This window comes from Sphingomonas sp. 1185 (assembly GCF_040544655.1).
In the GTDB taxonomy this organism is placed as follows: Bacteria; Pseudomonadota; Alphaproteobacteria; order Sphingomonadales; family Sphingomonadaceae; genus Sphingomonas.
Map to the genome: position 1 here is coordinate 286,196 of NZ_JBEPKL010000001.1, position 25,066 is coordinate 311,261.

The window sequence follows — 25,066 nt, forward strand, 5'->3', positions numbered from 1 at the left end:
GCTTCCGTCGGCGACGCGGCCGCGGTCCCCACCCTCTTCCCCCGCGCCGTCGCCGACACCCTGTTCGTGTCCGACACCGGGATGCCCATGCTTCAACTCGTCAAGCTCGCCCTTGCCAAGCCCTATAGCTTCGTCGTCCTCGCGATCCTGATCGTGCTGGGCGGCGGGATCGCGGCGGTCGAGACGCCGACCGACATCTTCCCCGACATCCGCATCCCGGTGATCGCGGCGGTATGGACCTATCGCGGCCTGCCGCCCCGCGACATGTCGGGGCGCGTCATCTATTATTACGAGCGGTCGCTGTCCGCGACGGTCGGCGATATCGACCATATCGAGAGCCAGTCGCTGTCGGGCGTCGGCATCGTGAAGATCTTCTTCCGCCCCGGCGTCGATATCCGGACCGCCACCGCGCAGGTGACGGCCGTCTCGCAGACCGTGTTGAATCAGATGCCGCCGGGCATCACCCCGCCGCTGATCCTGAACTACAACGCCTCGACCGTGCCGATCCTGCAACTGGCGCTGTCCGGCAGGGGCCTGTCCGAACAGAAGATCTACGACCTGGCCCAGAACATGATCCGCCCGGCGCTGGCATCGGTGCAGGGCGCGGCGATCCCGTCGCCCTATGGCGGCAAGGAGCGGCAGATCCAGATCGACCTTGATCCCGCCGCGCTTCAGGCGCACCGGCTGTCGGCGACCGATGTCGCCAATGCCCTGGCGCAGCAGAACCAGATCATTCCCGCCGGGACCGCCCGGATCGGCCGCTACGAATATAATCTGCGGCTGAACAACAGCCCCGACGCGATCGCGGACCTCAACGCCCTGCCGATCCGGACGATCGACGGGACCACGGTCCTGATGCGCGACGTGGCGCATGTCCGCGACGGCTCGCCGCCGCAGCGCAACGAGGTCCGGGTCGACGGCGCGCGGTCGGTGCTGATGACCGTGCTGAAGAGCGGGTCCGCCTCGACCATCGCCATCGTCGATCACGTCAAGGCGCTGATGCCGCAACTCGAAGCGACCCTGCCCGCCGGACTGAACGTCAAGCTGCTGTCCGACCAGTCGGTTTTCGTGAAGGCGGCGGTGTCGGGGGTGATGCGCGAAGGCGTCATCGCCGCCGCGCTGACCAGCCTGATGATCCTGCTGTTCCTCGGTTCGTGGCGGTCGACGGTCATCATCGCCGCGTCGATCCCGCTCGCCATCCTGGCCGCCATCGCCGGGCTGGCGCTGGCCGGGCAGACGCTCAACATCATGACGCTGGGCGGGCTGGCGCTGGCGGTCGGCATCCTGGTCGACGACGCCACGGTCACCATCGAAAATATCAACTGGCATCTCGAACAGGGCAAACCGGTGCGCGACGCGATCCTGGACGGCGCCCGGCAGATCGTCGGCCCTGCCTTCGTCTCGCTGCTGTGCATCTGCATCGCCTTCGTGCCGATGTTCTTCCTGCCGGGCGTCGCGGGCTTCCTGTTCGCGCCGATGGCGATGGCGGTGGTGTTCGCGATGATCGCCTCGTTCGTCCTGTCGCGCACGCTGGTCCCGACCATGGGCAATTACCTGCTGCGCGACCATGCGGGGCCGCACACCGCCGAGGTGATGGTGACGCATGACGCCCAGGCCGGACGCCCCGAAAGCCGCAACCCGCTCCGCCGGTTCCAGCATGGCTTCGAGCGCCGGTTCGAGGGGGTGCGCGGCTATTATACCGGCCTGCTCGCCTTCGCGCTGGCCCGGCGGCGGCCGTTCGTCATCGCCTTCATGGCGGTCGTCCTGATGTCCTTCGCGCTGGTGCCGATGCTGGGGCGCAACTTCTTTCCCGCGGTCGATGCGGGGCAGATCAGCCTTCACGTCCGCGCGCCCGTCGGCACCCGGATCGAGGAGACGGCGGCGCTGTTCGACCATATCGAGAACCGCATCCGCCAGGTCGTACCCGCCGACCAGATCGACACCATCGTCGACAATATCGGCCTGCCGGTCAGCGGCATCAATCGCGCCTATTCCAACACCGGCGGCGTCGGTCCCCAGGACGGCGACATCCTGATCACGCTGAAGGAAGGCCATGGCCCGACGGCCGGGTTCGTGAAGGCCCTGCGCGAGCAGCTTCCGCACGACTTTCCGGGTTCGTCCTTCTCCTTCCTGCCCGCCGATATCGTCAGCCAGATCCTGAACTTCGGCTCGCCCGCGCCGATCGACGTGCAGGTCGCGGGCCCCGATACCAAGGGGGGCGAGGCCTATGCGCGGATGCTGGTCGCGAAACTGTCGCGGATTCCGGGGCTGGCCGATGTCCGGCTGCAACAGGCGTCCAACTATCCCGAATATGCGGTCGATGTGGACCGTGCCGAGGCGAGCCGCCTTGGCATCACCGAGAACGACGTGACGCGCAGCCTGTCGGTCAACCTGGCGGGCAGCGCGCAGGTCGCCCCGACCTTCTGGCTGAACCCGAAGAACGGCGTGTCCTATCCGATCGTGGTCCAGGCCCCGCAATATCGCGCCGACACGGTCGAACAGATCGACAATCTGCCGATCACCGGCAGCACGCCGGGCAGCTTCCAGACGCTGCGCGCGCTGGGCACGCTCCACCGCGAGCCGAGCCCCGCCCTGGTCTCGCATTATGCGGTGCAGCCGGTGTTCGACGTCTATGCCACGCCGCAGGGCCGCGATCTGGGCGCGGTCGCCGCCGACATCCGCCAGGTGCTGGCGCAGACCAGGGGCCAGTTGCCCAAGGGCGCGACGGTGGCGCTGCGCGGACAGGTGGAGACGATGAACACCGCCTTCACCGGCCTGATCCTGGGCCTCGCCGGGGCGGTCGTGCTGATCTACCTGCTGATCGTCGTGAACTTCCAGAGCTGGACCGATCCGCTGGTGATCGTCTCCGCCCTCCCCGCCGCGCTGGCCGGGATCGTGTGGATGCTGTTCGCGACCCATACACCGCTCAGCGTGCCTGCGCTGACCGGGGCCATCATGTGCATGGGCGTCGCGACCGCCAACAGCGTGCTGGTCGTCAGCTTCGCGCGCGAACGGCTGGCGGCGTGCGGCGATGCCGTCCAGGCGGCGATGGAGGCAGGCGCCACCCGGTTCCGCCCGGTCCTGATGACCGCGCTGTCGATGATGATCGGCATGGCCCCGATGGCGCTGGGGCTGGGCGAAGGCGGCGAGCAGAATGCGCCGCTCGGCCGCGCGGTCATCGGCGGCCTGCTCTGCGCGACGCTCGCCACGCTCGTCTTCGTCCCCGTCGTCTTCGCCATCGCGCACCGCCGCCGGACGGCCGCCACCCCTTCCCCCGCCATGCCCATCGGAGAAGCCATCCATGCATGAAGCCGCCCCGGCCCCCGCTGTGTCGGCCGACACCCCCACGCCCAAGGGCCTGAAGACCGCAGGCCTTGCCGCCGCCGTGCTGGCGATCGGCATCGTGGGGGTGGGAACCCTGTCGCGCAGCCATGACGTCGCGTCCGCGGCCAGCTGGTCGACGGCCAATGCCATTCCGACCGTCCACCTCGTCACCGTCAAGGGCGGCGCGGCGAGCGACGCGCTCGACCTGCCCGCGACGCTCCAGGCCTGGGAGGCCGCGCGGCTCTTTCCGCGTGTCAGCGGCTATGTGCGCCGCTGGTCGCAGGATATCGGCGCGCATGTCGCCAAGGGGCAGGCGCTGGGCGAGATCGACACGCCCGAACTGGACGAGCAGATCGGGCAGGCCCGCGCCGCGCTCGCCAGCGCCCTGGCGCATGAGAAGCTGGCGCGCAGCACGGCGGCTCGCTGGGCCGACCTGCTGACCAGCGCCTCGGTTTCCCGGCAGGAGGTCGACGAGAAGAATGGCGATCTGGCGGTCAAGACCGCCGGGGTCGCCGAGGCCCGCGCCGCGCTGTCGCGGCTGGAGGCGATGAAACGCTATGCCGTGGTGCGCGCGCCCTTTGCCGGGGTGGTGACCGCGCGCAATGCCGAGGTCGGCGATCTGGTCGGCCCCGGCGCGGCGGCGCAGGCACCGATGTTCGGGGTGGCCGACACCCACCGCATCCGCATCTATGTCAACGTCCCGCAATCGCTGTCGGCGACGATCCGGCCGGGCATGACCGCGACGCTGAGCGTCCCCGCCTTTCCGGGGCGCCGTTTCCCCGCAACGGTGGCGGGGCTGTCGAGCGCGGTCGATCCACAGTCCGGCGCCTTTCGCGTCCAGTTGCTGGCCGACAATCCCGACGACGTGCTGAAGCCCGGCGGCTATGCCCAGGCGCGGTTCGATCTGCCCGGACAGGCCGGAACGGCGCTGGTGCCCTCCAGCGCGATCCTGTTCGGCGCGGGCGGGGCGCAGGTCGCCACGGTCGATCCGCATGGCCGCATCGCGATGCACCGGATCCATATCGGACAGGACAATGGGCCGACCGTCCAGATCCTGTCGGGCGTGACCCCCGGCGAGCGGATCGTCGACAATCCTCCGGACTCGCTGGCGCAGGGCGAGCTGGTGCGCGTGGGGGACGACCATCATGGCTAAACCCCGCGCCCGCTGGCTGTCGGGAGCGATGCTGGCGCTCCTCGGCGGATGTTCGATGGCCCCCGCCTATCGCCCGCCGGTCATGGCTGCGCCTGCGGCGTACAAGGAAATGCCGACGACGGGGGATGGCCTGTGGAAGCCGGTCGATGCGATCGCCCCCGCTCCGGCGGCGGCATGGTGGACGGGCTTTGGCGATCCGCTGCTCGACGGACTGGAGGGGCGGATCGAGCGCGACAATCCGACGCTGGCGGGTGCGCTGGCCCGCTATGATCTCGCCCGCGCGACGCTGGCGGGGGCGCGGTCGGGGCTGTTTCCGCATGTCGAGCTGACCCCCGGCCTGCTCCGCAACCGGCAATCGGACGAACGCCCGTTGCGGGGCGGATCGCAGCCGGATTTCTACACCGCCGCGACGCTGGGCGGCGACCTGTCCTATGAGGCGGACCTGTGGGGCCGCGTTCGCAATTCGGTGGCGTCCGGCCGCGCGCTGGCGGAGGCTAGCCGGGACGATCTGGCGGCGGTCAGGCTCGCGCTGCAGGGGCAGTTGGCGACCGATTTCGTGCAGTTGCGGGGACAGGACCAGCAACTCGCGCTGCTGACCAAGACCATCGACGCCTTCGCCAGGGCGGACGCGCTGACCCGCAACCGCTTTCGCGGCGGCATCGCCACGGGGATGGATGTCGGCCGCGCGGGCGCGCTACTCGGCGAGGCGCGCGCCCAATATGCCGCGCTGGAGGCGTCGCGCGCGGTCACCGAACATGCCATCGCCAGCCTGGTCGGACAGCCCGCCTCCACCTTCGCCATCCCGCGCCGCGACGCACCGCTGGCCCAGCCCGCGATACCCGTCGGCCTGCCCTCCACGCTGCTCGCCAACCGGCCGGACGTCGCGGCGGCCGAACGGCGCATGGCGGCGGCCAATGCCCGGATCGGTGTCGCGCGGGCGGCCTTCTTCCCCCGGATCACGCTGGGCGGTACGGGCGGCTTCCAAAGCACCGCGCTGGCCGGTCTGGTCGCCGCCCCGAACCTGTTCTGGGCGATCGGCCCCGGCGCGATCCTCAACATCTTCGACGGCGGGCAGCGTCGCGCCGATCTCGCCGCCGCGCGCGCCGGCTGGAAGGCGGCCATGGCCGACTATCGCAGCCATGCGCTGGGCGCGTTCCAGGATGTCGAGGATGCGCTCGCCACGCTCCGCCATCTGGACGACGCCCAGACCGCGCAGGCCCAGGCGGTGGCCGCCGCCGCCAGCACCGAGCAGATCGCGCTGGACCGGTACATCAAGGGGGCGGCCACCTATCTCGACGTCGCGACCGCGCAGGAGAGCCTGCTCCGCGACCAGCAGAGCGCCTTGTCCCTGCAGACGCAGAGGCTGGAGGCCAGCGTCGCGCTGGCACGCGCCCTGGGCGGCGGTGTCACCCCGGCTTCGGTTCGACCGGGCTAATAGGTGACCGTGACGACGACGGTGTCCGAATAGAGGCCGGGCGCCGGGGTCGGCTGGGGCGGCACGCGGCCATGGATCGCCTGCGACTGCGCCAGCCCGGTGCCCGTGGCCTGGAGCGCGCCATCCCAGCTCGACGACAGCGCCGCGTCGCGGAACAGCCCATAGGCGATGAAGCTCCCCGAAGCGCCCCGCATGCGCCGGACACCCGACGCATCGGCATTGCGCCCCGTATCGAGCCGCACCGCATAGGCGGTCTGGTTGGTGCAGGTCAGGGTCAGCGCGCTTTGCGCCGTCACCGGCCGCGACAGCACGCCGGTCGTCGGAAAGGACAGCGGCGTCGCCGCGACGGTGCACCCCCTGGACGGCGATGCGCTGACATCGAATGTCGGGCGGATCGAGGCGGAGCCCGCAAAGCCGGTGCAGTTGCTGCTCGCGCCGATCAGTTCGACCCCATAGCTGAACTGCGTGGCGTTGCCGATGAAGCTGGAGCGATAGCTGCCCGGCACCACCGTCGTCTGGCCGCCGAACAGCCGCGCGTAGAGGGTGCGCGTCGCCGACCCCGCCCCGTTGAGCGCGACCGACACGATGATCGCGGGCACGCTGCCCAAGGTCGGATTGTCGAGCGAACCCCAGGCGACCGATCGCGCCGCATCCTGATACAGCTGATAGCGCAGCGTGCCCGCCGTGCCGGTCATCAATCGAGCCGACCCATCGGTGCCGCCGCTGCCCGCGCCGATGCCGGGACAGACCTTCACCACGCTGAGCAGCGGGATGCCGGTGCACGTCACCGACACCGTCCCCGTCACATCGACCGGGCCGCTGCCCAGGAGTACCGGGCTGCCGAAGTCGATCGTCGAGACCGTCGCCGAACAGGTCTGCGCCTGCGCGGTGCCGGGCATGACAAGGAGCGCCAGGGCGGCGAGCAGCGCCAGGACCAGGGGCTTCATGGGGTCGTGCTCCCGATCGGCAGGCAGACGGCGCGGACGCGGACCTGTTCGCCCGGTCGCGCCGCAAAGGCGAAGCGCGCGCGGCAACGCCCGCCATCGTGGTCGGTGACGACCACCTCGTTCCGGGGGTCGAGCGCAGCGAGAAAGGCGACCCCGTCATAGCCGATCGCCTCGTCGGGCGCGCCCTCCCGCGCGATGCGCGACCCCAGCGGCAGCAGCCGCCCTTCCCCATCGACGAACTCGACCAGCGCGGTATCGGTTTCGCGCCCCACCCCGAAGGCGACGCGGGCGGGCACGCGGGAAAAGGCCACCGCCTCGGCATGGGTCGACGCGATGCGTGCATCGACGGGCAATGACGAGGGGTCGATCGAGATGGCGCTCGGCTCGAACGGCGCGATATCGGGGACCAGCAGCTTGCCCGACGCGCCGGTCGTCCCGACCAGCCGGTTCTCGCGGTACACGCGCACCCCGCTCGCCCCCGCATCGGCCACCGCGAAGGACTGGTCGAGCCGCCGGGCCGCATAAAGGTCGCCGCCGATCAGCGCCACGGCCCCCTCCGCCTGCAAGGTTCCCGATACCCCGCCCCCGGCATAGAGGCCCGTCGCCTCGAACTGCGCAAAGCCGGTCGTGTGGCGCAGGATCGCATGTCCCGCCCGTTCGCGGCCATCGGCGACGCGCACCGACCATCCCCAGGAGCCCGGCTCGTGCGCGCCCTGGCGCGACATTTCGGCATAACCCGACACGCGCCCTCGCGAAACCGTCGCACCGGTGGTGATCGAGGCGCGCCGTCCGAACGGCAGGCTGGCGCCGACGAACAGGCCGAAGCTGCGATCGCCGCCCAGATCGGCCACGGCATTGGCGAACAGCGACAAGCGCCCGACATTGGCGGTCGAGGACAGGCTGGCCAGCCGATAGCGATCCCCCGCCGCCGATTTGGAATTGACGAGGCTGATGCCAATCGACGCCGAGGTCGCCTGGATGGGGAGCGACAGCGAGAATTGGTCGATCTCGCGCGGCGCGCCGAAGATGCGACGATCGCCCGTCAGGACCGGACCGAAGGATGCGGTCCGCGACGCCAGGTCGGCATAGCCGCCGATCGTCCGCATCGAACGCAGGAGGACCGAGAAGCCGGGACGGCGCGCCTCCAGGCCGATATCGACAAGCCCCCCGGTCCGCCCACCGGCCTGGCTGATCGCGCCCGCGACCGACAGCAGCGCCCGGTCGCGCAGCGTCACGACGCTCCCCGCGCCGATCTGGAGGAGGCCCGCGCCAGCCTCGAGATGCGCCTGGAGCGTCCATCGGCTGGAGATGCCGCGCCGCGCCGATGCCGAGGCGATCAGCCGCCGGTCATAGTCGTTCGACACGATCGCATAGCTGCGCCGCGCAAAGCCGATCTCGGCGCTGAAGTCCGTCAGCCCCTCCGCCAGCAATTGCGGCGAGGCATAGAAGGGCGCGGTCGACACCGTCTCGCGGCCCAGCGCGTCGCGGACGACCACGGTCGCGACGCCCGCGCCCTGCACGACCGGCGGGTGCATCACGGCATAGGGCCCTGCGGGCACGCGCGCCGACAGCGTGCGCACCCGGTCAATGAACAGGTCGAGGGTCGAGGGGGCGGCTGCACTCCCCGCCAGACGCGGGATCGGCATGGTGACCAGGTCGGGCCGCATCCCGAACGTCCGCTGGATCTGAAGGCCGCCCATCCGGATCGGCCGGGTCCAGCCATGCCCGCCATTGATCGTGTCGCCCGCGCGCAGCGTCACCAGACGCGACGGATCCTCATAGCTGTAGGTGGTCGACAGTCGGGTTACGCGCGGCCCGCTGGACAACAGCGCGACGGCGCTGTTCTCGATCAGGCCGAACGCGCCGAATATCCGCGTCCCGAACGCCCCCGATGCGCCCGTGAAGCGGGGACCGACCGCGCTCCGGTCGCCGCTGGCGAACAATGTATAGTCGAGCACCACGCCCGGCGGCGGACGATCCGGAACCGCCCCGCCGCGACCGTTTCGCCCGCCGTCGATCAGCGTCGGCCGCTCCGCGGTCGGCCCCGCGACCAGCCACATGATCTGCCGCATCTCCTCATAGCGATACCGCAGACCGGCGATGCGCTCGAGCGGCACGTCGCCCCGATCGACCTCGACGGGCAGCGCGACGCCGACGGTCCGCAACTCGGTCGCCGGGGCGCTGAAGCCGCCATCCGGGCGCTGGGTGAACGACGCGACATAGCCGGTGGGACGGTCGTTCAGATAGACCTCCAGCTGCAACGCCTGTTCCTGGCGGCGGGGGTCCACGTCGACACCTACCCGCAGGCTGCCGTCATCCTGTGCCCGTGCCGGATGGGCGCAGGACAGCGCGGCCAGGATCGTCCAGCCCAGTTCACCGGCGCGGCTGGGACGCAAGGGAGACCTCGATCGGGCCGCCATCGGAAACCGCCCGCATCCGCACATCGGCGTCGTTCGGAACGCTGGTGCCGGGGTTCAGCGGGATGCGAAGCTCGGACCCCGCCAGGACATAGCCGACCAGCCCGGCCCGCGCGAGGATCTGCTGGCTTCCCGCGATCAGTTGCAGGTCGGCCAGGCGCAGCCGCCGATTGCCCGTATTCCGCCCGACCAGCGCCGTGGCTCCCCCCGAACGCTCGATCCGCCAGCTGACATCGGGCATTCGGCGGGGAATGTCCGAGAAGAAGGCCGGGATCGACTGGCGGACGACCAGGTCGACGGTGCCCGGCTGCGCCCGGCCCGGATCGGGCACCTCGTCGATCAGGACGCGGTAGGCCTCCTCGCCCACCGGCGGCGCCTTGGCGGTGCGCACGACGCGGATCAGATATTGCTGCTGCGGCGCCAGCGTCGAAAAGGGCGGACTGGCGACGACGTCGCTGGTCGGCGTCAGCACGTCCGCGCCGTTGCGCGAAGTCCATCGCATCACGCGGACCTGGACTCGTACCGGCCGCTGCTCGGCATTGCTGAGCGTCAGCGCGGTGGTCCGCGCACCTGGCAAAGGATCGATGGCGACCGGCGCGACCCGGATGTCCGATGCCCGGCCGATCGCCGGAACCGTCAGCAGCATGGCGGCCGCCGCTATGGCGCGTCTCATGGGCGTTCCTCCTGCGGGCAGCTCAATAGGTGACGGTCACCTGCACGGTGTCGGTATAGCTTCCGGCCGCCGGAGTGGTCTGCGGGGGGACCCGGCCATAGACGGTCAGCGTCTGCACCGCGCCATTGCCGATCCCGGCCAGCGTATCGGTGCCCGCCGTGTTGCCCCAGATCTGCGAGCGTGCAGGGTCGCGGAACAGCTCATAGACCACCGTCGCGCCCGCGCCCGAGGTCATCCGCCGCGCCGTCACCGTCGCGCCCGCCCCCGCGCCCGCATTCAGGCCGATATTATAGGGCGTCGTGTTGGTGCACTGGACCCCGATCGTGCTGGTCGAGGTGATCGCGGTCTGGATCACGCCGGTCGCGCCGAACGCCAGGTCGCTTGCCGAGGTCAACCGGCACTCGGCCTGGATCGTCATCGTCACCTGGAACTGCGTGCTTTGCTGCGCGGCCGACGGCGCGGGGATCACGACGCAGCCGAGCGCTGCGATACCGATGGCGAGATAGCGTTTCACGATGCGGTGCCTCCAGATCACGCTTCGTCAAAGCGCGATCGCCCGCATCGGCTGCTATAGCTTCGGAATCGGAAGCAAATTGCCGATCATGGGTTAAAGCTTGGCGCGTATGAGCCAATTGCGATCGGGAGCGTGCCACAAGATCGGCGCGGAGCATGCCTGAATTTGGCAGATGGCTACCAATGCAAATATGAGCCATGAACTACGGCAAGCTTTTCGTTAACCATAAATTGCACAGGATTGCATGACAGCTTTCCTCTTATCCGGGCAACCCTACCCGCCAATATTGGTCGCCATGACCGAACCCGATGAAGACCGAGCGATCGGCATCGAAAGCGACGCACCGGGAGCAGCCACCGGATAAGCCACGCGAAACCCGATATGCGAGGTCGGCAGGTCGTGTTCCTGGGCCTGATAGGCGGCGGGGCGGAAATTGGCGCAATAGTTCATCGCGCACAGATAGCTGCCGCCCTTGACCAGCCCTACATCGCCCTCGCCCGCCACCCATTCCCAGACATTGCCGACCATGTCGTAGAGCGCCAGGTCATTGGGTTCGAAACAGCCGACCGGGGCGATCCCGGCATAGCCGTCCTCGGCGGTGTCGCGGATCGGGAAGACGCCTTCCCAGACATTGGCGCGCGGCTTGCCATGGTTGAACGCCCATTCGACCGGGTCGCGCGTGGCATTTTGATTGCCCCGCGCCGCGCGTTCCCATTGTGCCGTGGTCGGAAGCGCGCCGCCGACCCAGCGGGCATAGACGGCCGCATCGTCGCGGTCGACATGGACGACCGGCTCGTCCGCCCGGCCGGTCAGGTCGCTGCCCGGCCCCATGGGATGACGCCAGTCCGCCCCCTTCGTCCAGCGCCACCAGCGCGAGGCGTCGTCGAGCGATACGGCCTCGGTCGGGGCGACGAACAGCGCGGATGCACCTTCGCGCTCGGCCCGGGTGCGATGGCCGGTCGCCGCGACGAAGGCGGCGAACTGGCGGTTGGTGACCTCATGCGCGTCGATGCGGAACGCCGCTACCCGCACCGCCTGCCCCGGACGCTCCGCGCCGTCCTCGCCCAGCAGGACGGTCCCGGCGGGCACCGAGACGATTGCGTCCTGACCGAGACAGCGATGCACCGGCGCGGGGGCCTGCGCACCCAGCGTCGCGGTCGCCGCGACGGCCAGCAGCAACGCCGCCCCTATCCTCACGGCCGCGCCGCCGGGGCGGTTGCGGTCTCGGCCCCGGCGGGCAGCGGCACCACGCCCTTCGCCTTGGCATAACGATCATAGGCCACCACCAGATCGGCCAGCCGCGCCGGCTCGGCGGCGGACAGGTCCTTCGTCTCGCCGGGGTCGGCCGCGATGTTGAAGAGCTGCCACCGCCCGGTGCTGACGCCGCCGCGCGTATAGCGATTGGTCGGCGCGGGCAGATAGACGACCTTCCAGTCGCCCTTGCGCAACGCCCGGCGGAAGAAGAGTTCATAGCCGAGCGCCTCGTCCGCGCCGCGCACCCCCGCCGCATCGGCCGCCAGCACGGGGCGCAGGCTATGCCCCTCATAGGGCAGGATTGGGCGACCGGCGAACGCGCTCGGCTGGCGCAACCCCGCATAGTCGAGCAGCGTGGGCGCGACGTCGCGCACGTCCAGATTGGCATTGGCGATCCGCCCGCCGCCCTTCACGCCGCGCCCGGCGGCAAAGGCGCTGACCCGGATGCCGCCCTCGGTGGTATAGCTCTTGACCAGCCAGGACGGGACCGAATTGGCCTGGGCCCAGCCCGGGCCATAGCCGACATAGCTGCTGCCCTTGCCGATATTGCCCAGGCTGTTGTCGATCCCCAGCGCCTCCGCCCGGGGCAAGGCCGCATCGGGCGAACCGACCTTGAAGCGCGGGCTGGGCGCGTGGATGTCGTTTCCTTCGGGGCCATTGTCGGCGAAGAACAGGATGATCGTATTGTCGAGCCTGCCTTGCGCCTTCAGCGCGGCCAGGACGCGGCCGACATTCTGGTCCATCCGGTCGACCATCGCGGCATAGACCTCCATCTTGCGCGCCTCGATCGCGCGCTCTTCGGCGGTCAGCGAGGCCCAGGGCCGCGCCAGTTCCAGCGTGTGCGGCACCGCATCGGCGGGAACCAGCCCCAGCGCCTTTTGCCGCGCCAGCCGCTCGCTCCGCAGCGCTTCATAGCCCGCATCATAGCGGCCCTTATATTTGGCGATCGTCTCCGCCGGGGCCTGGAGCGGCCAGTGCGGCGTGGTGAAGGGCAGATAGGCGAAGAAGGGGCGCCGATCCCCCGACCTGGCCGCCGCGTCGAGATAGCCGATCAGCCGGTCCGCGAAATAATCGGCGGAATAGGTGCCCTTGGGCAGCGCGGCGGGCTTGCCGTCGTCGCGATAGCTGGGGGCGAGGCCCGCCCGGGTCCAGGCGTCGTTCTGGTCCTCGCCGAAATGGTTCGACAGGCCCTGGAGCAGCGCGAAGCTGTGCTCGAAGCCCCGCGCTGCAGGTTCGCGCTCCGGGGTCAGGCCGAGATGCCATTTGCCCGCCATCAGCGTCGTATACCCGCCCGCGCGCAGCAGCTCGGCGATCGAGGCGACGCGGTCGTTCAGATAGCCCTCATAGCCCGGCCGCCCACGCGTTTCCGGCCCCAGCAACTCGGCCATGGTGCCGAGCCCGGCCTCGTGATTGTCGACCCCGCTCATCAGCATCGAGCGGGTCGGCGAACAGGTGGGCGCGGTATGGAAGCCGGTGAAGCGCACCCCCGACAGCGCCAGCGCATCGAGATTGGGGGTCGCGATCTCACCCCCGAACGCGCCCAGATCGGACCAGCCCAGATCGTCCGCGACGATGACCAGGAAATTGGGCGCGTCCTTCGCCGCCTGTTGTTGGGCGGGTGCGACCGGCGCGGTCTGTTGGGCCGCCGCCGGGACAGGCGTGGCTGCGACAAGCGCGGGGATGGAGGACGCCATGAGTCTCAGGCCGATCATATCTGCTCCCTTTGGGCGACCATGGGCGCGGCCGCATGCCCGGCATAAGGCCCTGGGCAGTCGCTACAATGCTATTTTACCTACTCGATAGGTAGGAATTACTTGGCGCGCCGCCCCCATCGCCGCTTGCAGCAAGCCCCTTGACACCATCCGCAATGTCATACCGTATATGAAATGGAGGTGACAGCGATCGGCATGGGCACACCGTATCAGCGGGCGTCACACGGGCCGATCACGGCGCACACCCCATCAAAGGCGGCACGACAGAGGCCACCCCAAATTCGCAGCAGGAACGGGAGCAAAGCAGGACCAAAAAAGGGGAAAGATCATGGTTTATCGACCGAGCCGGTTGCGAAAATGGGCGCTGACGGGGGCGGCCATCGGGTCCCTGATCCTGGCCATCGACGCCCAGGCGCAAACCCAGTCTTCGGGCGGCAGCGGCGCCGCCGAGACCGCCGATGGCGATGCGGCGGGTGCGAGCGACGGGACGATCGTGGTGACGGGATCGCGCATCCGCCGCAATCCGCTGGACCAGAGCGCACCACTGACCGCGATCGACGGCGCGGACATCGCGCGGACCGGCCTTTCCTCGATCGGCGACGTGCTGCAACGCCTGCCCGGTGCGGCGGGTGGGCTCAATTCCCGCTTCAATCGGTCGGGCAATAACGGCAACCCGCCTGATGGCGGCGGCGTCGGCGCGGGGTCGGCCGAGATCGACCTGCGCTATCTGGGCAGCCGCCGCACGCTGGTGCTGGTCGACGGCCTGCGTTTCATCAACGGCAGCGCGGCGAGCGGCATTCCCGGCGCGGTCGACCTGAACGCCATTCCCGACAGCATGATCGAACGCGTCGACGTGCTGCGCGACGGGGCGTCGACCATCTACGGCTCGGACGCGATTGCGGGCGTCGTCAACATCATCACCAAGAAGCGCCAGAACGGCTTCCTCGCCTCGGCGCAGCTGGGCGGCTATGACAAGGGCGACGGGGTAACCCAGAATTACCAGCTGAGCTGGGGGCACCGGACCTCGGACGGCCGCGTCTCGATCGTCGCGGGCGCCAATTACATCAACCAGGGATCGGTCTTTGCGGGCGATCGGCCCTATTACGCCTTCCCCGATCCCGGCGCGACCGCCTGTACCAGCACGTGCAGCTCGGGCACGCCCAATGGCCGGTTCATCATCAACAACCCCGTGACGGGCGAGGCGATGAACCTGACGTTGAAGAGCAACCCGCTCACCCGGCCGCGCTTCGACCCGTCCGACCCGACCGGCGCGAACAGCGACTTCAAGTCCTTCACCGTCGCCGATCGGTTCAACTTCCGCCCCTATAACTATCTGCTGACGCCGCAGGAGCGGGTCGGCGCCTTCGTCAACTTCACCGGCGAGCTGGCGGACAATGTCCGGCTGAGCACCAAGCTGATCTACAACCGCCGCACCTCGGACAACCAGGCGGCGCCGCTGCCGCTGTTCGTCGGGCCGGATGCGGGCAACGGCAATCTGCTCGATACCATTTCGATCGACCGGACCAATCCGTTCAACCCGTTCGGCGTGACGCTGAGCGCGGGGAATAGCGGGACGCCGGCCAATTACGGCTTTATCGGGCGGCGCTTCGTCGAAAACGGACCGCGCCACTACAGCCAGCGGGTCGACACCATGTACATGTCGAGCACGCTGGACGGCCAGATCCCGATCGGCGCGGGCACCTGGTACTGGGACGCCAATGTCATCTATGCCGAGAACCATGCCAAGCAGGTGGCGCACGGCAATGTGAACGCCGCCAACCTGGCGCTGGCGCTGGGGCCGGTGGCGAACTGCACCGGCGCATGCGTGCCGTTCAACATCTTCGGCGGCGCCGGTTCGATCACCCAGGCGATGATCGACTATGTGACCTTCACCCAGCGCGACCGGTCCGAACAGACGATGACCGACGCGACCTTCAACCTGACGGGTACGCTGTTCCAGCTTCCCGCCGGGCCGCTGGGTCTGGCCACGGGATATGAGTTCCGCCGCCAGACGGGATCGTTCAACCCCGATCCCATCGTCGCGGCGGGGCTGGGGTCGGACATTCCGGCCCAGCCGACGGCGGGCGCGTTCGACGTCAACGAGGTTTACGCCGAACTCAGCATCCCGGTGCTGAAGGACGTCCCCTTCTTCCGCCTGCTCGAAGGGTCGTTCGCCGCGCGCTATTCGGATTACTCGACCAGCGGCAACCGAACGGTGATGAAGGGCGGGCTCAGCTGGAAGCCGTTCGAGGATCTGCGCCTGCGCGGCACCTGGGCGCAGGGGTTCCGCGCCCCCAGCATCGGCGAGCTGTTCGGCACGCCGTCGCGGTTCGACGGCACCGTCATCGATCCCTGCTCGGGGATTGCCAGCCTGCCCGCGAACAGCACGGTGCGACAGAACTGCGTCGCGCTGGGCGTGCCGGTCAATTACGTCCAGAACGGGTTGCAGCTGCCGATCCTGACCGGCGGCAACCGCGCGCTGAAGCCTGAAAAGTCGGAGAGCTGGGTGCTGGGCGGCGTCTATAGCCCTGCCTGGGCTCGTGAGGCCGGTTTCGCCAGCCAGCTGAGCCTGGAGGCCGATTACTATACGATCAAGGTGGACGACGCGATCGCCTCGGTCGGGGCGGACGTGCTGCTGGCGAACTGCATCAACCAGCGCGATGCGGTCAGCTGCGGCGCGATCACCCGCTCCTCGACGGGCAGCGGCCAGATCACGCAGATTCGCGGGCTGCTCCAGAATATCGCCTCGCTCAAGAGCGAGGGGATCGACATCACCCTCCTCTATCGCAGTCCGCGCGTCGGGGCGGGCACGTTCGGGCTGAACTGGGCCAGCAACGTCCTGCTGGAATATTCGACCACCCTGCCCACCGCCACCGGCAGCGCCAAGCTGGAACGGCAGGGCACCGAACGCGGCGACCAGGCCTATCCCCGCTTCAAGAGCGTCGCGACGATCGACTGGTCGAGCGAGACGTTCCTGGCGTCGCTCACCGGCCGCTATATCGGCAAGGTGACCGAGCCCGCCTATGCCAATCGCGAGATGAAGCCGATCCTGTATCTGGATGCGCAGGTCGGCTGGACCCTGCCCTGGATGTCGCAGCGTATGACGCTGACCATGGGGGTCAACAACATCCTGGGGAAGAGAGCGCCCGACTGCCTGAGCTGCGGCGGATTCGATCCGACGACCTATGACCTGCCGGGCCAGTTCGGCTATGCCCGTCTGGGCTTCAAATTCTGACGTGACGGTGGCCGGGGCGTATGTCCCGGCCGCTCACCCGCGCGTCGAGGCGTCGGCCGGTCGGACCGTCAGGCGGACAGGCGTTCGATCTCGTCCAGTACGTGCCGGGGATCGAACGGCTTGGCGAGGAACACCGATCCGTCGGGCAGGTCGGCTATGGGCGGATGCCCCATGCCCGACACGATGATGAGGATCGCCAGCGGACAGCGGTCGCGCACGACATGCGCCAGCTTCACCCCGTCCATCGTCCCCGCCATCTGCACATCGGTAAGCACGATGCGGATGGACGCGTGCGCGGCGAGGATCTCGGCCGCCGTGTCGGCATCCTGCGCCGCGAAGACCTGAAAACCGCGATCCTCGAAAAAGTCCGCCAGGTCGTGGCGGACGAACGGCTCATCCTCGACGATGAGGATGCTGCGCGGCGAAATGGGCTGTCCCATATCAACCGTCGATCAGCTCGCCGGTGTCGCCCAGCGGCGCATCGATCCGGAACACGACCCCTTCGGGCGGAAAGTCGAGCACCGTCCTGCCCCGGAAATAGGCGCCGAGCGAGCGCTCGATCATGCGCGATCCAAAGCCGCGCTGTGACGGGCGGACGACCGGCGGCCCACCCCGTTCCTGCCAGCGCAGATGGAAACAGGCGCTGCCCTGCGTGCCGCTGACCTGCCATCGCAAGGTCACCGATCCCGTATCGTTGCCGAGCGCGCCATATTTGGTCGCATTGGTCGCCAGCTCGTGGAAAGCCAGGGTCAACGCCAGCGCGACATGCGAGTTCAATCGGATGCGCGGACCATCGATCGCGATCCGGTCCCTCATCCCGGAGACGGCCGACAGCCCGGCCTCGATGACATCGTGAAGCTCCGCCTGCTGCCATGCGGTGGTGGTCAGCACATCGGTCGCCCGCCCCAGCGAGGCCAGCCGCGAGGAGAAGGCGGCGGAGGCCTGTTCGATGCTGTGCGCGCCGCGCAACGTCTGATTGGCGATCGACTGGACCAGGGTCAGCACATTCTTCAGCCGGTGGCTCAGCTCGCCGTTCAGGAGCTTCTGCTGCTCGCGGGCTTCGTACAGCGCGGTGAGGTCGCGCGACACCGACAGGATGCGCGCCGGGCGACCATCCGGGCCGGGGATGGGCGAGACGGAAACCGACCACCATTTGGGAACGCCGATATAGGTGTCCGCAGGCGTCTCGAAATGCGACGAGCGCCCCTCGGCCGCCGCCTTCAGCGCCGCGCGGGCCTGAGCCGCGCCGTTGCCCTTCAGGAAATCCGACCAGGGACAGCCACGGACCGCGTTGAAGTCGCTGATGTCCATCACCTTCATGCCGCCCTCGCTCATGAAGGTCAGATTGCCGTCCAGGTCCACGACCTTGATGCAGTCGGTGGACGCGGCCAGGACGCTGGACAGGAACACCTCGCGCTCCGCCGAGGAACGCTCCCGCTCGACCAGTTCGGCGTTCAGCGCCAGCGACCGCCGCAGCGTGTCCCGCAATTCGCCGGTCATCATGACCATGCCGATCAGGATGACGAGGAACACCACTGCCGCCGCCCATTGATTGTCCGGCAGCCAATAGGGGTTGGCAGCATTGCCGATCGACAGGGCACCGGCGACCGTGGACACCATGCTGGCGAACAATCCCGCGCCCAGCCCCAGGACCAGCGCGACGCCGATCGTGGCCGGAATGAAGAGCAGCCATGGCAGTTCGTCGGGGATGATGAGGATCCGCGCGACCGCCACGAATGCGACGACCAGCGCCGCCAGCGTATAGCGCGTGAAACCCGACACCGGTCGGTCGAAAGACCAGATGATGATCCGATCGAAGATGCTGCCTGGCTGTGTCCTGATCATTCTGCCACCCGAAAGCGGGACAAGGCCCCCCGGCCCGTCCCGCCGCCTGCGCTAACGTAGATCATTGAAAAGACAAATCCCCGATGGGTTTGTCCAGCCATTTTCCGTATTCGCGCGGTGGTCCCGACGCGACGACCGCAGCGGACCGACCGCCTGCGACCCCGGTTATCGCAGCTTCATGAACGCCGCGACCGCATTGCGGACGCTGTCGGTGAAGCGATCATAGATCATCCGCGACAGCTCGGCGATGACGGGCTGGCGATCGCGTCCCCCGCGCGCGAACACGGCGATCGCCACGCGGCGGCCGTCGGGCATGGTGATGAACCCGACATCGTTCGAGATGCCGTCCAGCGTCCCCGTCTTGTCCTCCACCAGCGTTCCGGCGGGCAGCAACGCGCGGATGCGGCGGGTGCCCGTCCGGCATTGCCGCATCAGGCCGAGCAGGAAGGCACGGCTCTGCGGCGCGAGGACCGAGCCGCTGTCGAGCCGTTTCAGCAGGGTGACCATGGCGACCGGCGTCGCGACGTCCTTGATGTCCGCCAGATGGCCGCGCTCGCGGAGGAGCTGGGCAATCGTCCGGTCGACCCGGATGCCGGTGATGTTCTGGGTCCATAGCCATTGCTGGACCTTGGCAGGGCCGCCGACGGCCGCGAACAGCTGGTCGGCCGCCAGATTGTCGCTGCGGACGATCATCGCCTCCATCGCCTTCGCGGCGGTGCGGCCATGGATCATGTCGCCCAGGCTCCGCCGCCCCTGGTCGACCTCGGTCAGATAGGCGGCCGCGATGGCGAGCTTCACCGTGCTCGCCATCGGAAAGGGGATCGTGCCGTTCACGCTGGCGGTATAGCCGTCGCGCAGATCGATCGCGGCGATGCCATATTCCCCCGAACGCCCGGCCAGCAGCGCGTTCATCTCGCGCTGAAGCTCGACCAGTTCGGACGTCGGGGTGACCGCCGATGCCGGGTTCGTGAAACTCGCCGCCATACCCGTCAGAAAAAGACGGAAAAGCAGGGCTACTCGCATCAACCTTCCTCGATCACGGCATGGGGTAATGGATCGACGCTAGCCGCAAAAACCGGACGCGTCGCGTGGAATATGACGGTCATGAGACCAGGCGATTTTTTCGGGCGGCACACCGTCATGCCGCCCGGCACCGGCCTATCCGGCGGTCGTCGCGGTCCGCGCATGCTCCGGGGTATCGGCGTCCAGGCCCAGGTCCTTCAGCAACGGGCCGACCTGCGGGTCCGCGCCGTTGAAGGCCCGGAACATCGGCGCATAATCCTCGGTATGCCCCTTCGACAGGATCATGTCGCGGAACCGCTGGCCATTGGCGCGGGTCATGCCGCCATGGCGTTCGAACCAGTTGAACGCATTGGCGCTCAGCATCTTGGTCCAGCTATAGGCGTAATAGCCCGCCGAATAGCCGTTCGACCATATGTGGAGGAAATAGCTGGAGCGATAGCGCGGCGGCACCTCGGCGATGTCCAGCCCGGTCGCGGCCAGCGCCTTGTCCTCGAAGGCGTCGACATCCTGCCGCCCCTGCGCCGCCGTCAGCGAATGCCAGCTCATGTCCAGCTCGGCCGCGGCCAGCGCCTCGCCGAAGGAATAGCCCGAATTGAAGGTGCTGGCCCGCTTGATCTTGTCGACCAGCGCCTGCGGGATGGGCTTTCCGTCCTTGTAGTTCACCGCATAATGCGACAGCACCTTGGGATCGAGCGCCCAATGCTCGTTGAACTGCGACGGGAACTCCACGAAGTCGCGGGCGGTATTCGTGCCCGATACCGAGGGATAGACCTGGTTCGCGAACAGGCCGTGCAGCGCATGGCCGAATTCGTGGAACATCGTCACGACATCGTCGAAGCTGATCAGGGAGGGCTGACCGGCGGCGGGCTTGGTGAAGTTCGCGACGTTATAGATGACCGGCTTGGTGCCGATCAGCTTCGACTGGTTGACGAAGTTCGACATCCACGCGCCGCCATTCTTGTTGTCGCGCTTCCAATAGTCGAAATACATCAGGCCCAGCATCGCGCCATTCGCTTCATCCACCTCATAGACCATCACGTCGGGCTGATAGACGGGAATGTCGGTGCGGCGCTTGAAGGTCAGGCCGTACAGCTCGTGCGCGGCATAGAAGACACCGTCGGTCAGGACCTTGTTGATCTCGAAATAGGGTTTCAGCTCGTCCTGGTTCAGATCATATTTGGCCTTGCGAACCTGTTCCGAATAGAAATCCCAGTCCCAGGGCTTCAGCTCGAAATCGCCGCCGGTCGCCTTGATCCGCGCCTGCAATTCCGCCGCCTCGCGATGCTGCTCGACGGCGACGGGCTTGCCCAGCCGCTGCATGAAGGCCAGCGCGGTCTGCGGGTTCCTGGCCATCTGGTCCTGCAGCACGTAATCGGCCCAGGTGGGGAAGCCGAGCAGCTTGGCCTTTTGCGCCCGGAGCAGGGCGATCTGTGCGATCGTGTCGCGGGTATCGTTGGCGTCCCCCTTCTCCGCGCGCGTCCAGCTCGCCCGGAACAGCGCCTCGCGCGTGGCGCGATCGGTCAGGCTGGCAAGCTCGGGCTGCTGGGTGGTGTTTTGCAGGGTCAGCACATATTTGCCGGTCAGCCCGCGCGCCTTGGCCGCATCGGCCGCCGCCGCGATCTCCGCCTCGGACAGTCCGGCCAGCTTGGCGCGATCCTCGACGACCAGCGCACCCGCCTTGGTCGCGGCGAGCAGCTTCTGCTGGAACGCGGTCTCCAGCGTCGACAGTTGCGCGTTATATTGGCTCAGCGTGAGCTTGTCGGCCGGGGACAGCAGCGCGCCCGCGCGCACCATATTCTGATAGGTGAGCGTCAGCACCTGAAGCTGCTCGGGCGTCAGGCCCAGCGTCCGGCGCTTGTCGTACAGCGTCCTGACGCGGGCGAACAGCGCGGGGTCCAGGTTGATCGCATCCTGATGCGCGGCGAAGGCCGGGGCCAGATCGGCCTCGGTCTTTTGCAGGACATCGTCGGTATTGGCACCGACCACGCCCTCGAAAGCCAGGCTGGCACGTTCCAGCAACCGGCCCGACCGTTCGAGCGCGGCAATGGTATTGTCGAACGTCGGCGCGCTGCGCGCATTGGCGATCGCCCGCACTTCGGCCCGTTGCTGCGCCATCCCCGCCAGCAGGGCGGGCGCATAGTCGCTGCTCTTGATCCGATCGAAGGGCGGCGCCCCCAGCGGCAGCGTGCTGGCCGCGGCGAAGGGATTGGACGCGGGCAGGGACGCCGCATGTGCACCGGCCGGGGCGGAGGCCGGGGTCTGGGCCATCGCGGTGGTCGACATCAGCAGGATCGTGGCAGTCGCGGCGAACAGGCGCATGGGGGCTCCATCAACTAGCGAAGGGCCTGTGCCATGCGCCTGCGAAGCCTGCGGATCAAGAGCCGGGGCGGGACGGTCCGCGTGGGCGGAGGGGAGATGCGCGGTGCGCCCGCCTGCCGGTCTTTGCATCGTCGCCTTCGCCCTAGAGGCGGCGGGCATAGACGACATCGTCATAGACGGTGTCGCCGACCCGGAACTGGCGCGTGCCTGCCAGCGTGAAGCCTTCGCGCTCATAGAAGGCGCGGGCATTTTCGTTGATGCCGAGCACGCCGAGTAGCATCCGGCGTCGCCCGAGTGCGCGGGCATCGTCCAGCGCGCGGGCCATCAGCCTGTGGCCCAGCCCCGAACCGCGCGTCAGCGACAGCGCATAGATGCGGCGGAGTTCGATATCATGCTCGTCGGTCTCGACCGGCAGGTCGGGCGGGACGAGAAGCGTATAGCCGACGGGCGCTGCGCCATCGGGATGCTCGGCCAAAGTGACGACGCAGGCGTCATCCGCGATCCAGTGATCGAACTTGGCGGGCGAGCTGTTGGTGGTGCAGTGATACACCATGTCGGGACCGGCAATGGTCCCGGCAAAGGTCTCGAGAAAGGTGGCGGCCGCGACGAGCGACAGCGCAGGCGCGTCGCCCGGCCCGGCCCGTCGCAGCCGCCATTCCATCAGCCGACGATTTCTTCCGGCTTGAAGAAATAGGCGATCTCGATCGCGGCATTCTCGTCCGAGTCCGAACCATGGACGGTGTTGGCTTCGATCGACTCGGCCAGTTCCTTGCGGATCGTGCCCGGCTCGGCATTGGCGGGGTTGGTCGCGCCCATGATGTCGCGGTTGCGCTGCATGGCGTTCTCGCCCTCGAGCACCTGCACGACGACCGGGCCCGAGATCATGAACTCGACCAGATCGTTGAAGAAGGGACGCTCCTTGTGGACCGCATAGAAGCCCTCGGCCTGCTCGCGGGTCATGTGGATGCGCTTCGAGGCGACGACGCGCAGACCGGCGTCCTCCAGCATCTTGGTGACGGCGCCGGTCAGGTTGCGGCGGGTCGCGTCGGGCTTGATGATCGAAAAGGTACGGTTCGCGGCCATGATGGTCACGCAGCTCCTGAATTAAGGTGTTGGCTGGAAGTGGCGTCGCCCTAGTCGCGGCGCGAAGGCAATGCAATGTCTTATGGCAACAAGCTGGTCCTCGCCGGGACGGGGAGGAATGTTACGCCGCCTGTTCCCAGCGGCCCTGGTCGTTCTGTTTCCAGTAGCGCCGCTCGACGCCCTCGCAGTCGGCGAGCGCCCGCCAGGCGGCGCGCGCCTCGGCGATCCGGTCGCCGTCGAAGAAGTGGAAGGCGCGGTCGAAGTCCAGCGCCGCGTCGCGCCACACGCCGTCCGCCAGCGCGACATGCCGTGCGCCATTGGCGGGCTGTACCTCGCCCGAAATCAGGATCGGCTGGGCGGCATCGTCGCCCTCCCCCGCCTGGGCATGCGGCAGGAAGCCGTCCGCCGGGACCATCCAGAGCTGCCGATCGAGGGCGGCCCGCTGGTCGGGGTCGCCGCTGACGATCAACAGCCGCCCGCCCCCCGCCATCACCCGATCGGCGATGACGGGAAGCAGCCGGTCGAGCGGCGCCATGGTCAGATGATAGAAGTCGACCTGCATCGCGCCGCCCTATGTCCTTACGCCTCGAACCGGTCCGCGACGAACTGGTCGAGCAGGCGCACGCCGTATCCGGTCGCGCCCTTGTCGTGGTTGACGCCCGGCTTGTCCGACCAGACCATGCCGGCGATGTCGAGATGCGCCCAGGCGACGCCCTCGTTGATATAGCGCTTCAGGAATTGCGCCGCCGTGATCGAGCCGCCGCCGCGCGGACCGACATTCTTCATGTCGGCGATCGGGCTGTCGATCAGCTTGTCATAGGCGTCGGACAGCGGGAAGCGCCACAGCTTCTCGTCGGTGGTCTTGCTCGCCGCGAGCAGCGCATCGGCCAGCGAATCGTCATTGGCGAACAGGCCGCCATGCTCATGGCCCAGGCTGATGATCATCGCGCCGGTCAGCGTGGCGAGGTCGACGATGGTCGAGGGCGAATGGGTCTTCTGGACCCAGGTCAGCGCGTCGCACAGGACCAGGCGGCCTTCCGCGTCGGTGTTGATGACCTCGATCGTCTGGCCCGACATCGACGTCACCACGTCACCGGGGCGCTGCGCATTGCCGTCGGGCATGTTCTCGACCAGGCCCATGACGCCGACGACGTTCGCCTTGGCCTTGCGCGCGGCGATCGCCTTCATCGCGCCCGCGACCGCACCGGCGCCGCCCATGTCCCACTTCATGTCTTCCATGCCCGCGGCGGGCTTGATGGAGATGCCGCCGGTGTCGAAGGTCACGCCCTTGCCGACCAGCGCCAGCGTCTCGGCATCCGCCGCGCCGCCATTCCACTTCAGGACCAGCAGGCGCCCCTCGCGCACCGAACCCTGGCTGACGCCCAGCAGCGCGCCCATGCCCAGGTCGCGCATCTGCGCCTCGTCCAGCACGGTGACTTCCAGCCCCAGACCGTCGACGTCGCGCAGCACGCGCTCGACGAAGCTCTCGGGATAGAGCTTGTTCGGCGGCTCCGAGACGAGCGTGCGGGTCAGCTCCAGCCCGCCATTGACCGCGTGGATGCGCGCATATGCGGCTTCCGCCTCGGCGCCTGCCCCCACGATCGCGATGCGGGTCAGCACCGGCTTGGCGCTTTCGGGCAGCTTGGTGCGATACACGTCATAGCGCCAGCCGCGCTGCACCGCCGCCCCGGCAAAGCCCGCCACGGCCTCGGCCGCGGGCTGGCCGTCCAGCCCGGTCAGATCGACCGACGCCGACGACGCCGAGGTCAGCAGCTTGGCGGTCAGCGCGCCGCCCGCCTTGCGCCAGTCGGCCGCCGAACCCTCGCCGATGCCGAGCAGGACGACCCGGCGGACCGCGCTATCGACGGTCGCGAAGAACTCGGCGATTGTGCCCGCATCGCCCTTGAAACGCGCCGCCTCGATGGCCGCCTTGCCCAGTGCGCCCTGTTCCTCGCCGCCGAACTGCACCGTGTCGACCTTGCCCTTCGCGACGGGAAGGACGATGACATCGCCGGTTTCGACGGCGGAGGTAAACGCGATCTGCATGGGAAACCCCTGATGAACAAGTAACAGCGGCTATCATCTAGGCCTTGGAGCCGATGTGGCAAGCGCGCGATTGCAGCGGGCGGCCG

Annotated in this window: 18 protein-coding genes; 4 read left to right on the forward strand and 14 right to left on the reverse strand. The window is 68.4% G+C overall.

Annotation, left to right across the window (positions count from 1 at the left end):
* The first annotated feature begins 87 nt into the window (after positions 1-87).
* From ABIC44_RS01250 to ABIC44_RS01260, 3 genes are read left to right on the forward strand one after another with little or no spacing between them, the layout of a single operon-like run.
* The gene (locus ABIC44_RS01250; protein WP_354293166.1) at positions 88-3,309 is read left to right on the forward strand and encodes an efflux RND transporter permease subunit; all 3,222 of its coding nucleotides are present in this window, start codon (positions 88-90) and stop codon (positions 3,307-3,309) included.
* The gene (locus ABIC44_RS01255; RefSeq protein ID WP_354293167.1) at positions 3,302-4,477 is read left to right on the forward strand and encodes an efflux RND transporter periplasmic adaptor subunit; all 1,176 of its coding nucleotides are present in this window, start codon (positions 3,302-3,304) and stop codon (positions 4,475-4,477) included. Before ABIC44_RS01250 ends, ABIC44_RS01255 begins: the two co-directional genes overlap by 8 nt.
* Positions 4,470-5,912, forward strand: a complete 1,443-nt coding sequence (locus ABIC44_RS01260; RefSeq protein ID WP_354293168.1) for an efflux transporter outer membrane subunit — start codon at positions 4,470-4,472, stop codon at positions 5,910-5,912. Before ABIC44_RS01255 ends, ABIC44_RS01260 begins: the two co-directional genes overlap by 8 nt.
* Here ABIC44_RS01260 and ABIC44_RS01265 read toward each other — a convergent pair.
* From ABIC44_RS01265 to ABIC44_RS01290, 6 genes are all read right to left on the reverse strand, one after another.
* Positions 5,909-6,859, reverse strand: a complete 951-nt coding sequence (locus ABIC44_RS01265) for a Csu type fimbrial protein (protein ID WP_354293169.1) — start codon at positions 6,857-6,859, stop codon at positions 5,909-5,911. The genes ABIC44_RS01260 and ABIC44_RS01265 overlap by 4 nt on opposite strands.
* Positions 6,856-9,255 carry a fimbria/pilus outer membrane usher protein gene (locus ABIC44_RS01270; protein ID WP_354293171.1) on the reverse strand — a complete coding sequence of 800 codons (2,400 nt, stop codon included), beginning with the start codon at positions 9,253-9,255 and terminating at the stop codon, positions 6,856-6,858. The genes ABIC44_RS01265 and ABIC44_RS01270 overlap by 4 nt, the downstream gene beginning before the upstream one ends.
* Positions 9,233-9,949 carry a fimbrial biogenesis chaperone gene (locus ABIC44_RS01275; RefSeq protein WP_354293173.1) on the reverse strand — a complete coding sequence of 239 codons (717 nt, stop codon included), beginning with the start codon at positions 9,947-9,949 and terminating at the stop codon, positions 9,233-9,235. The genes ABIC44_RS01270 and ABIC44_RS01275 overlap by 23 nt, the downstream gene beginning before the upstream one ends.
* A gap of 22 nt (positions 9,950-9,971) precedes the next feature.
* Positions 9,972-10,463, reverse strand: coding sequence for a Csu type fimbrial protein (locus ABIC44_RS01280; protein ID WP_309695838.1), 492 nt, complete (start codon positions 10,461-10,463; stop codon positions 9,972-9,974).
* Positions 10,464-10,736: 273 nt separating this feature from the next.
* Complete coding sequence (locus ABIC44_RS01285; protein WP_354293175.1) at positions 10,737-11,642, reverse strand: SUMF1/EgtB/PvdO family nonheme iron enzyme; 906 nt, start codon at positions 11,640-11,642, stop codon at positions 10,737-10,739.
* Between the two features lie 14 nt (positions 11,643-11,656).
* Entirely contained in the window at positions 11,657-13,429 is a 1,773-nt protein-coding gene (locus ABIC44_RS01290) for an arylsulfatase (RefSeq protein WP_354293177.1), read from the reverse strand.
* Between the two features lie 328 nt (positions 13,430-13,757).
* Between ABIC44_RS01290 and ABIC44_RS01295 the strand changes: the two genes are divergently transcribed.
* Positions 13,758-16,664 carry a TonB-dependent receptor domain-containing protein gene (locus ABIC44_RS01295; protein ID WP_354293178.1) on the forward strand — a complete coding sequence of 969 codons (2,907 nt, stop codon included), beginning with the start codon at positions 13,758-13,760 and terminating at the stop codon, positions 16,662-16,664.
* A gap of 68 nt (positions 16,665-16,732) precedes the next feature.
* Here the strand turns inward: ABIC44_RS01295 and ABIC44_RS01300 are convergent, their stop codons facing one another.
* The 8 genes from ABIC44_RS01300 to ABIC44_RS01335 form a co-directional block, all read right to left on the reverse strand.
* On the reverse strand, positions 16,733-17,104 hold the full coding sequence (locus tag ABIC44_RS01300) for a response regulator (RefSeq protein WP_354293180.1): 372 nt from the start codon (positions 17,102-17,104) through the stop codon (positions 16,733-16,735).
* Between the two features lies 1 nt (position 17,105).
* The gene (locus ABIC44_RS01305; RefSeq protein WP_354293182.1) at positions 17,106-18,509 is read right to left on the reverse strand and encodes a sensor histidine kinase; all 1,404 of its coding nucleotides are present in this window, start codon (positions 18,507-18,509) and stop codon (positions 17,106-17,108) included.
* 165 nt (positions 18,510-18,674) lie between these two features.
* A complete protein-coding gene (locus ABIC44_RS01310; protein WP_307099155.1) occupies positions 18,675-19,493 on the reverse strand; it encodes a serine hydrolase in 819 nt (272 codons plus the stop codon).
* 174 nt (positions 19,494-19,667) lie between these two features.
* Positions 19,668-21,851, reverse strand: coding sequence for a M3 family metallopeptidase (locus tag ABIC44_RS01315; RefSeq protein WP_354293183.1), 2,184 nt, complete (start codon positions 21,849-21,851; stop codon positions 19,668-19,670).
* Positions 21,852-21,993: 142 nt separating this feature from the next.
* Positions 21,994-22,512, reverse strand: coding sequence for a GNAT family N-acetyltransferase (locus tag ABIC44_RS01320; protein ID WP_354293185.1), 519 nt, complete (start codon positions 22,510-22,512; stop codon positions 21,994-21,996).
* Positions 22,512-22,934, reverse strand: a complete 423-nt coding sequence (gene ndk / locus ABIC44_RS01325) for a nucleoside-diphosphate kinase (protein ID WP_307099160.1) — start codon at positions 22,932-22,934, stop codon at positions 22,512-22,514. The genes ABIC44_RS01320 and ndk overlap by 1 nt, the downstream gene beginning before the upstream one ends.
* A gap of 121 nt (positions 22,935-23,055) precedes the next feature.
* On the reverse strand, positions 23,056-23,496 hold the full coding sequence (locus ABIC44_RS01330; protein ID WP_354293187.1) for a DNA polymerase III subunit chi: 441 nt from the start codon (positions 23,494-23,496) through the stop codon (positions 23,056-23,058).
* A gap of 17 nt (positions 23,497-23,513) precedes the next feature.
* Positions 23,514-24,980 (reverse strand): leucyl aminopeptidase, encoded by a 1,467-nt coding sequence (locus tag ABIC44_RS01335; RefSeq protein ID WP_354293188.1) that lies wholly within the window; start codon positions 24,978-24,980, stop codon positions 23,514-23,516.
* Between the last annotated feature and the right edge of the window lie 86 nt (positions 24,981-25,066).

Excerpts from the sequence above, each read along its gene's own strand:
- ABIC44_RS01275 (WP_354293173.1), bottom strand. The coding sequence starts at position 9,949 with ATGAGACGCGCCATAGCGGCGGCCGCCATGCTGCTGACGGTTCCGGCG.
- ABIC44_RS01295 (WP_354293178.1), top strand. The coding sequence starts at position 13,758 with ATGGTTTATCGACCGAGCCGGTTGCGAAAATGGGCGCTGACGGGGGCG.
- ABIC44_RS01315 (WP_354293183.1), bottom strand. The coding sequence starts at position 21,851 with ATGCGCCTGTTCGCCGCGACTGCCACGATCCTGCTGATGTCGACCACC.
- ABIC44_RS01320 (WP_354293185.1), bottom strand. The coding sequence starts at position 22,512 with ATGGAATGGCGGCTGCGACGGGCCGGGCCGGGCGACGCGCCTGCGCTG.
- ABIC44_RS01255 (WP_354293167.1), top strand. The coding sequence starts at position 3,302 with ATGCATGAAGCCGCCCCGGCCCCCGCTGTGTCGGCCGACACCCCCACG.
- ABIC44_RS01310 (WP_307099155.1), bottom strand. The coding sequence starts at position 19,493 with ATGGCGGCGAGTTTCACGAACCCGGCATCGGCGGTCACCCCGACGTCC.
- ABIC44_RS01305 (WP_354293182.1), bottom strand. The coding sequence starts at position 18,509 with ATGATCAGGACACAGCCAGGCAGCATCTTCGATCGGATCATCATCTGG.
- ABIC44_RS01265 (WP_354293169.1), bottom strand. The coding sequence starts at position 6,859 with ATGAAGCCCCTGGTCCTGGCGCTGCTCGCCGCCCTGGCGCTCCTTGTC.
- ABIC44_RS01260 (WP_354293168.1), top strand. The coding sequence starts at position 4,470 with ATGGCTAAACCCCGCGCCCGCTGGCTGTCGGGAGCGATGCTGGCGCTC.
- ABIC44_RS01250 (WP_354293166.1), top strand. The coding sequence starts at position 88 with ATGCTTCAACTCGTCAAGCTCGCCCTTGCCAAGCCCTATAGCTTCGTC.
- ndk (WP_307099160.1), bottom strand. The coding sequence starts at position 22,934 with ATGGCCGCGAACCGTACCTTTTCGATCATCAAGCCCGACGCGACCCGC.
- ABIC44_RS01330 (WP_354293187.1), bottom strand. The coding sequence starts at position 23,496 with ATGCAGGTCGACTTCTATCATCTGACCATGGCGCCGCTCGACCGGCTG.
- ABIC44_RS01290 (WP_354293177.1), bottom strand. The coding sequence starts at position 13,429 with ATGATCGGCCTGAGACTCATGGCGTCCTCCATCCCCGCGCTTGTCGCA.
- ABIC44_RS01300 (WP_354293180.1), bottom strand. The coding sequence starts at position 17,104 with ATGGGACAGCCCATTTCGCCGCGCAGCATCCTCATCGTCGAGGATGAG.
- ABIC44_RS01335 (WP_354293188.1), bottom strand. The coding sequence starts at position 24,980 with ATGCAGATCGCGTTTACCTCCGCCGTCGAAACCGGCGATGTCATCGTC.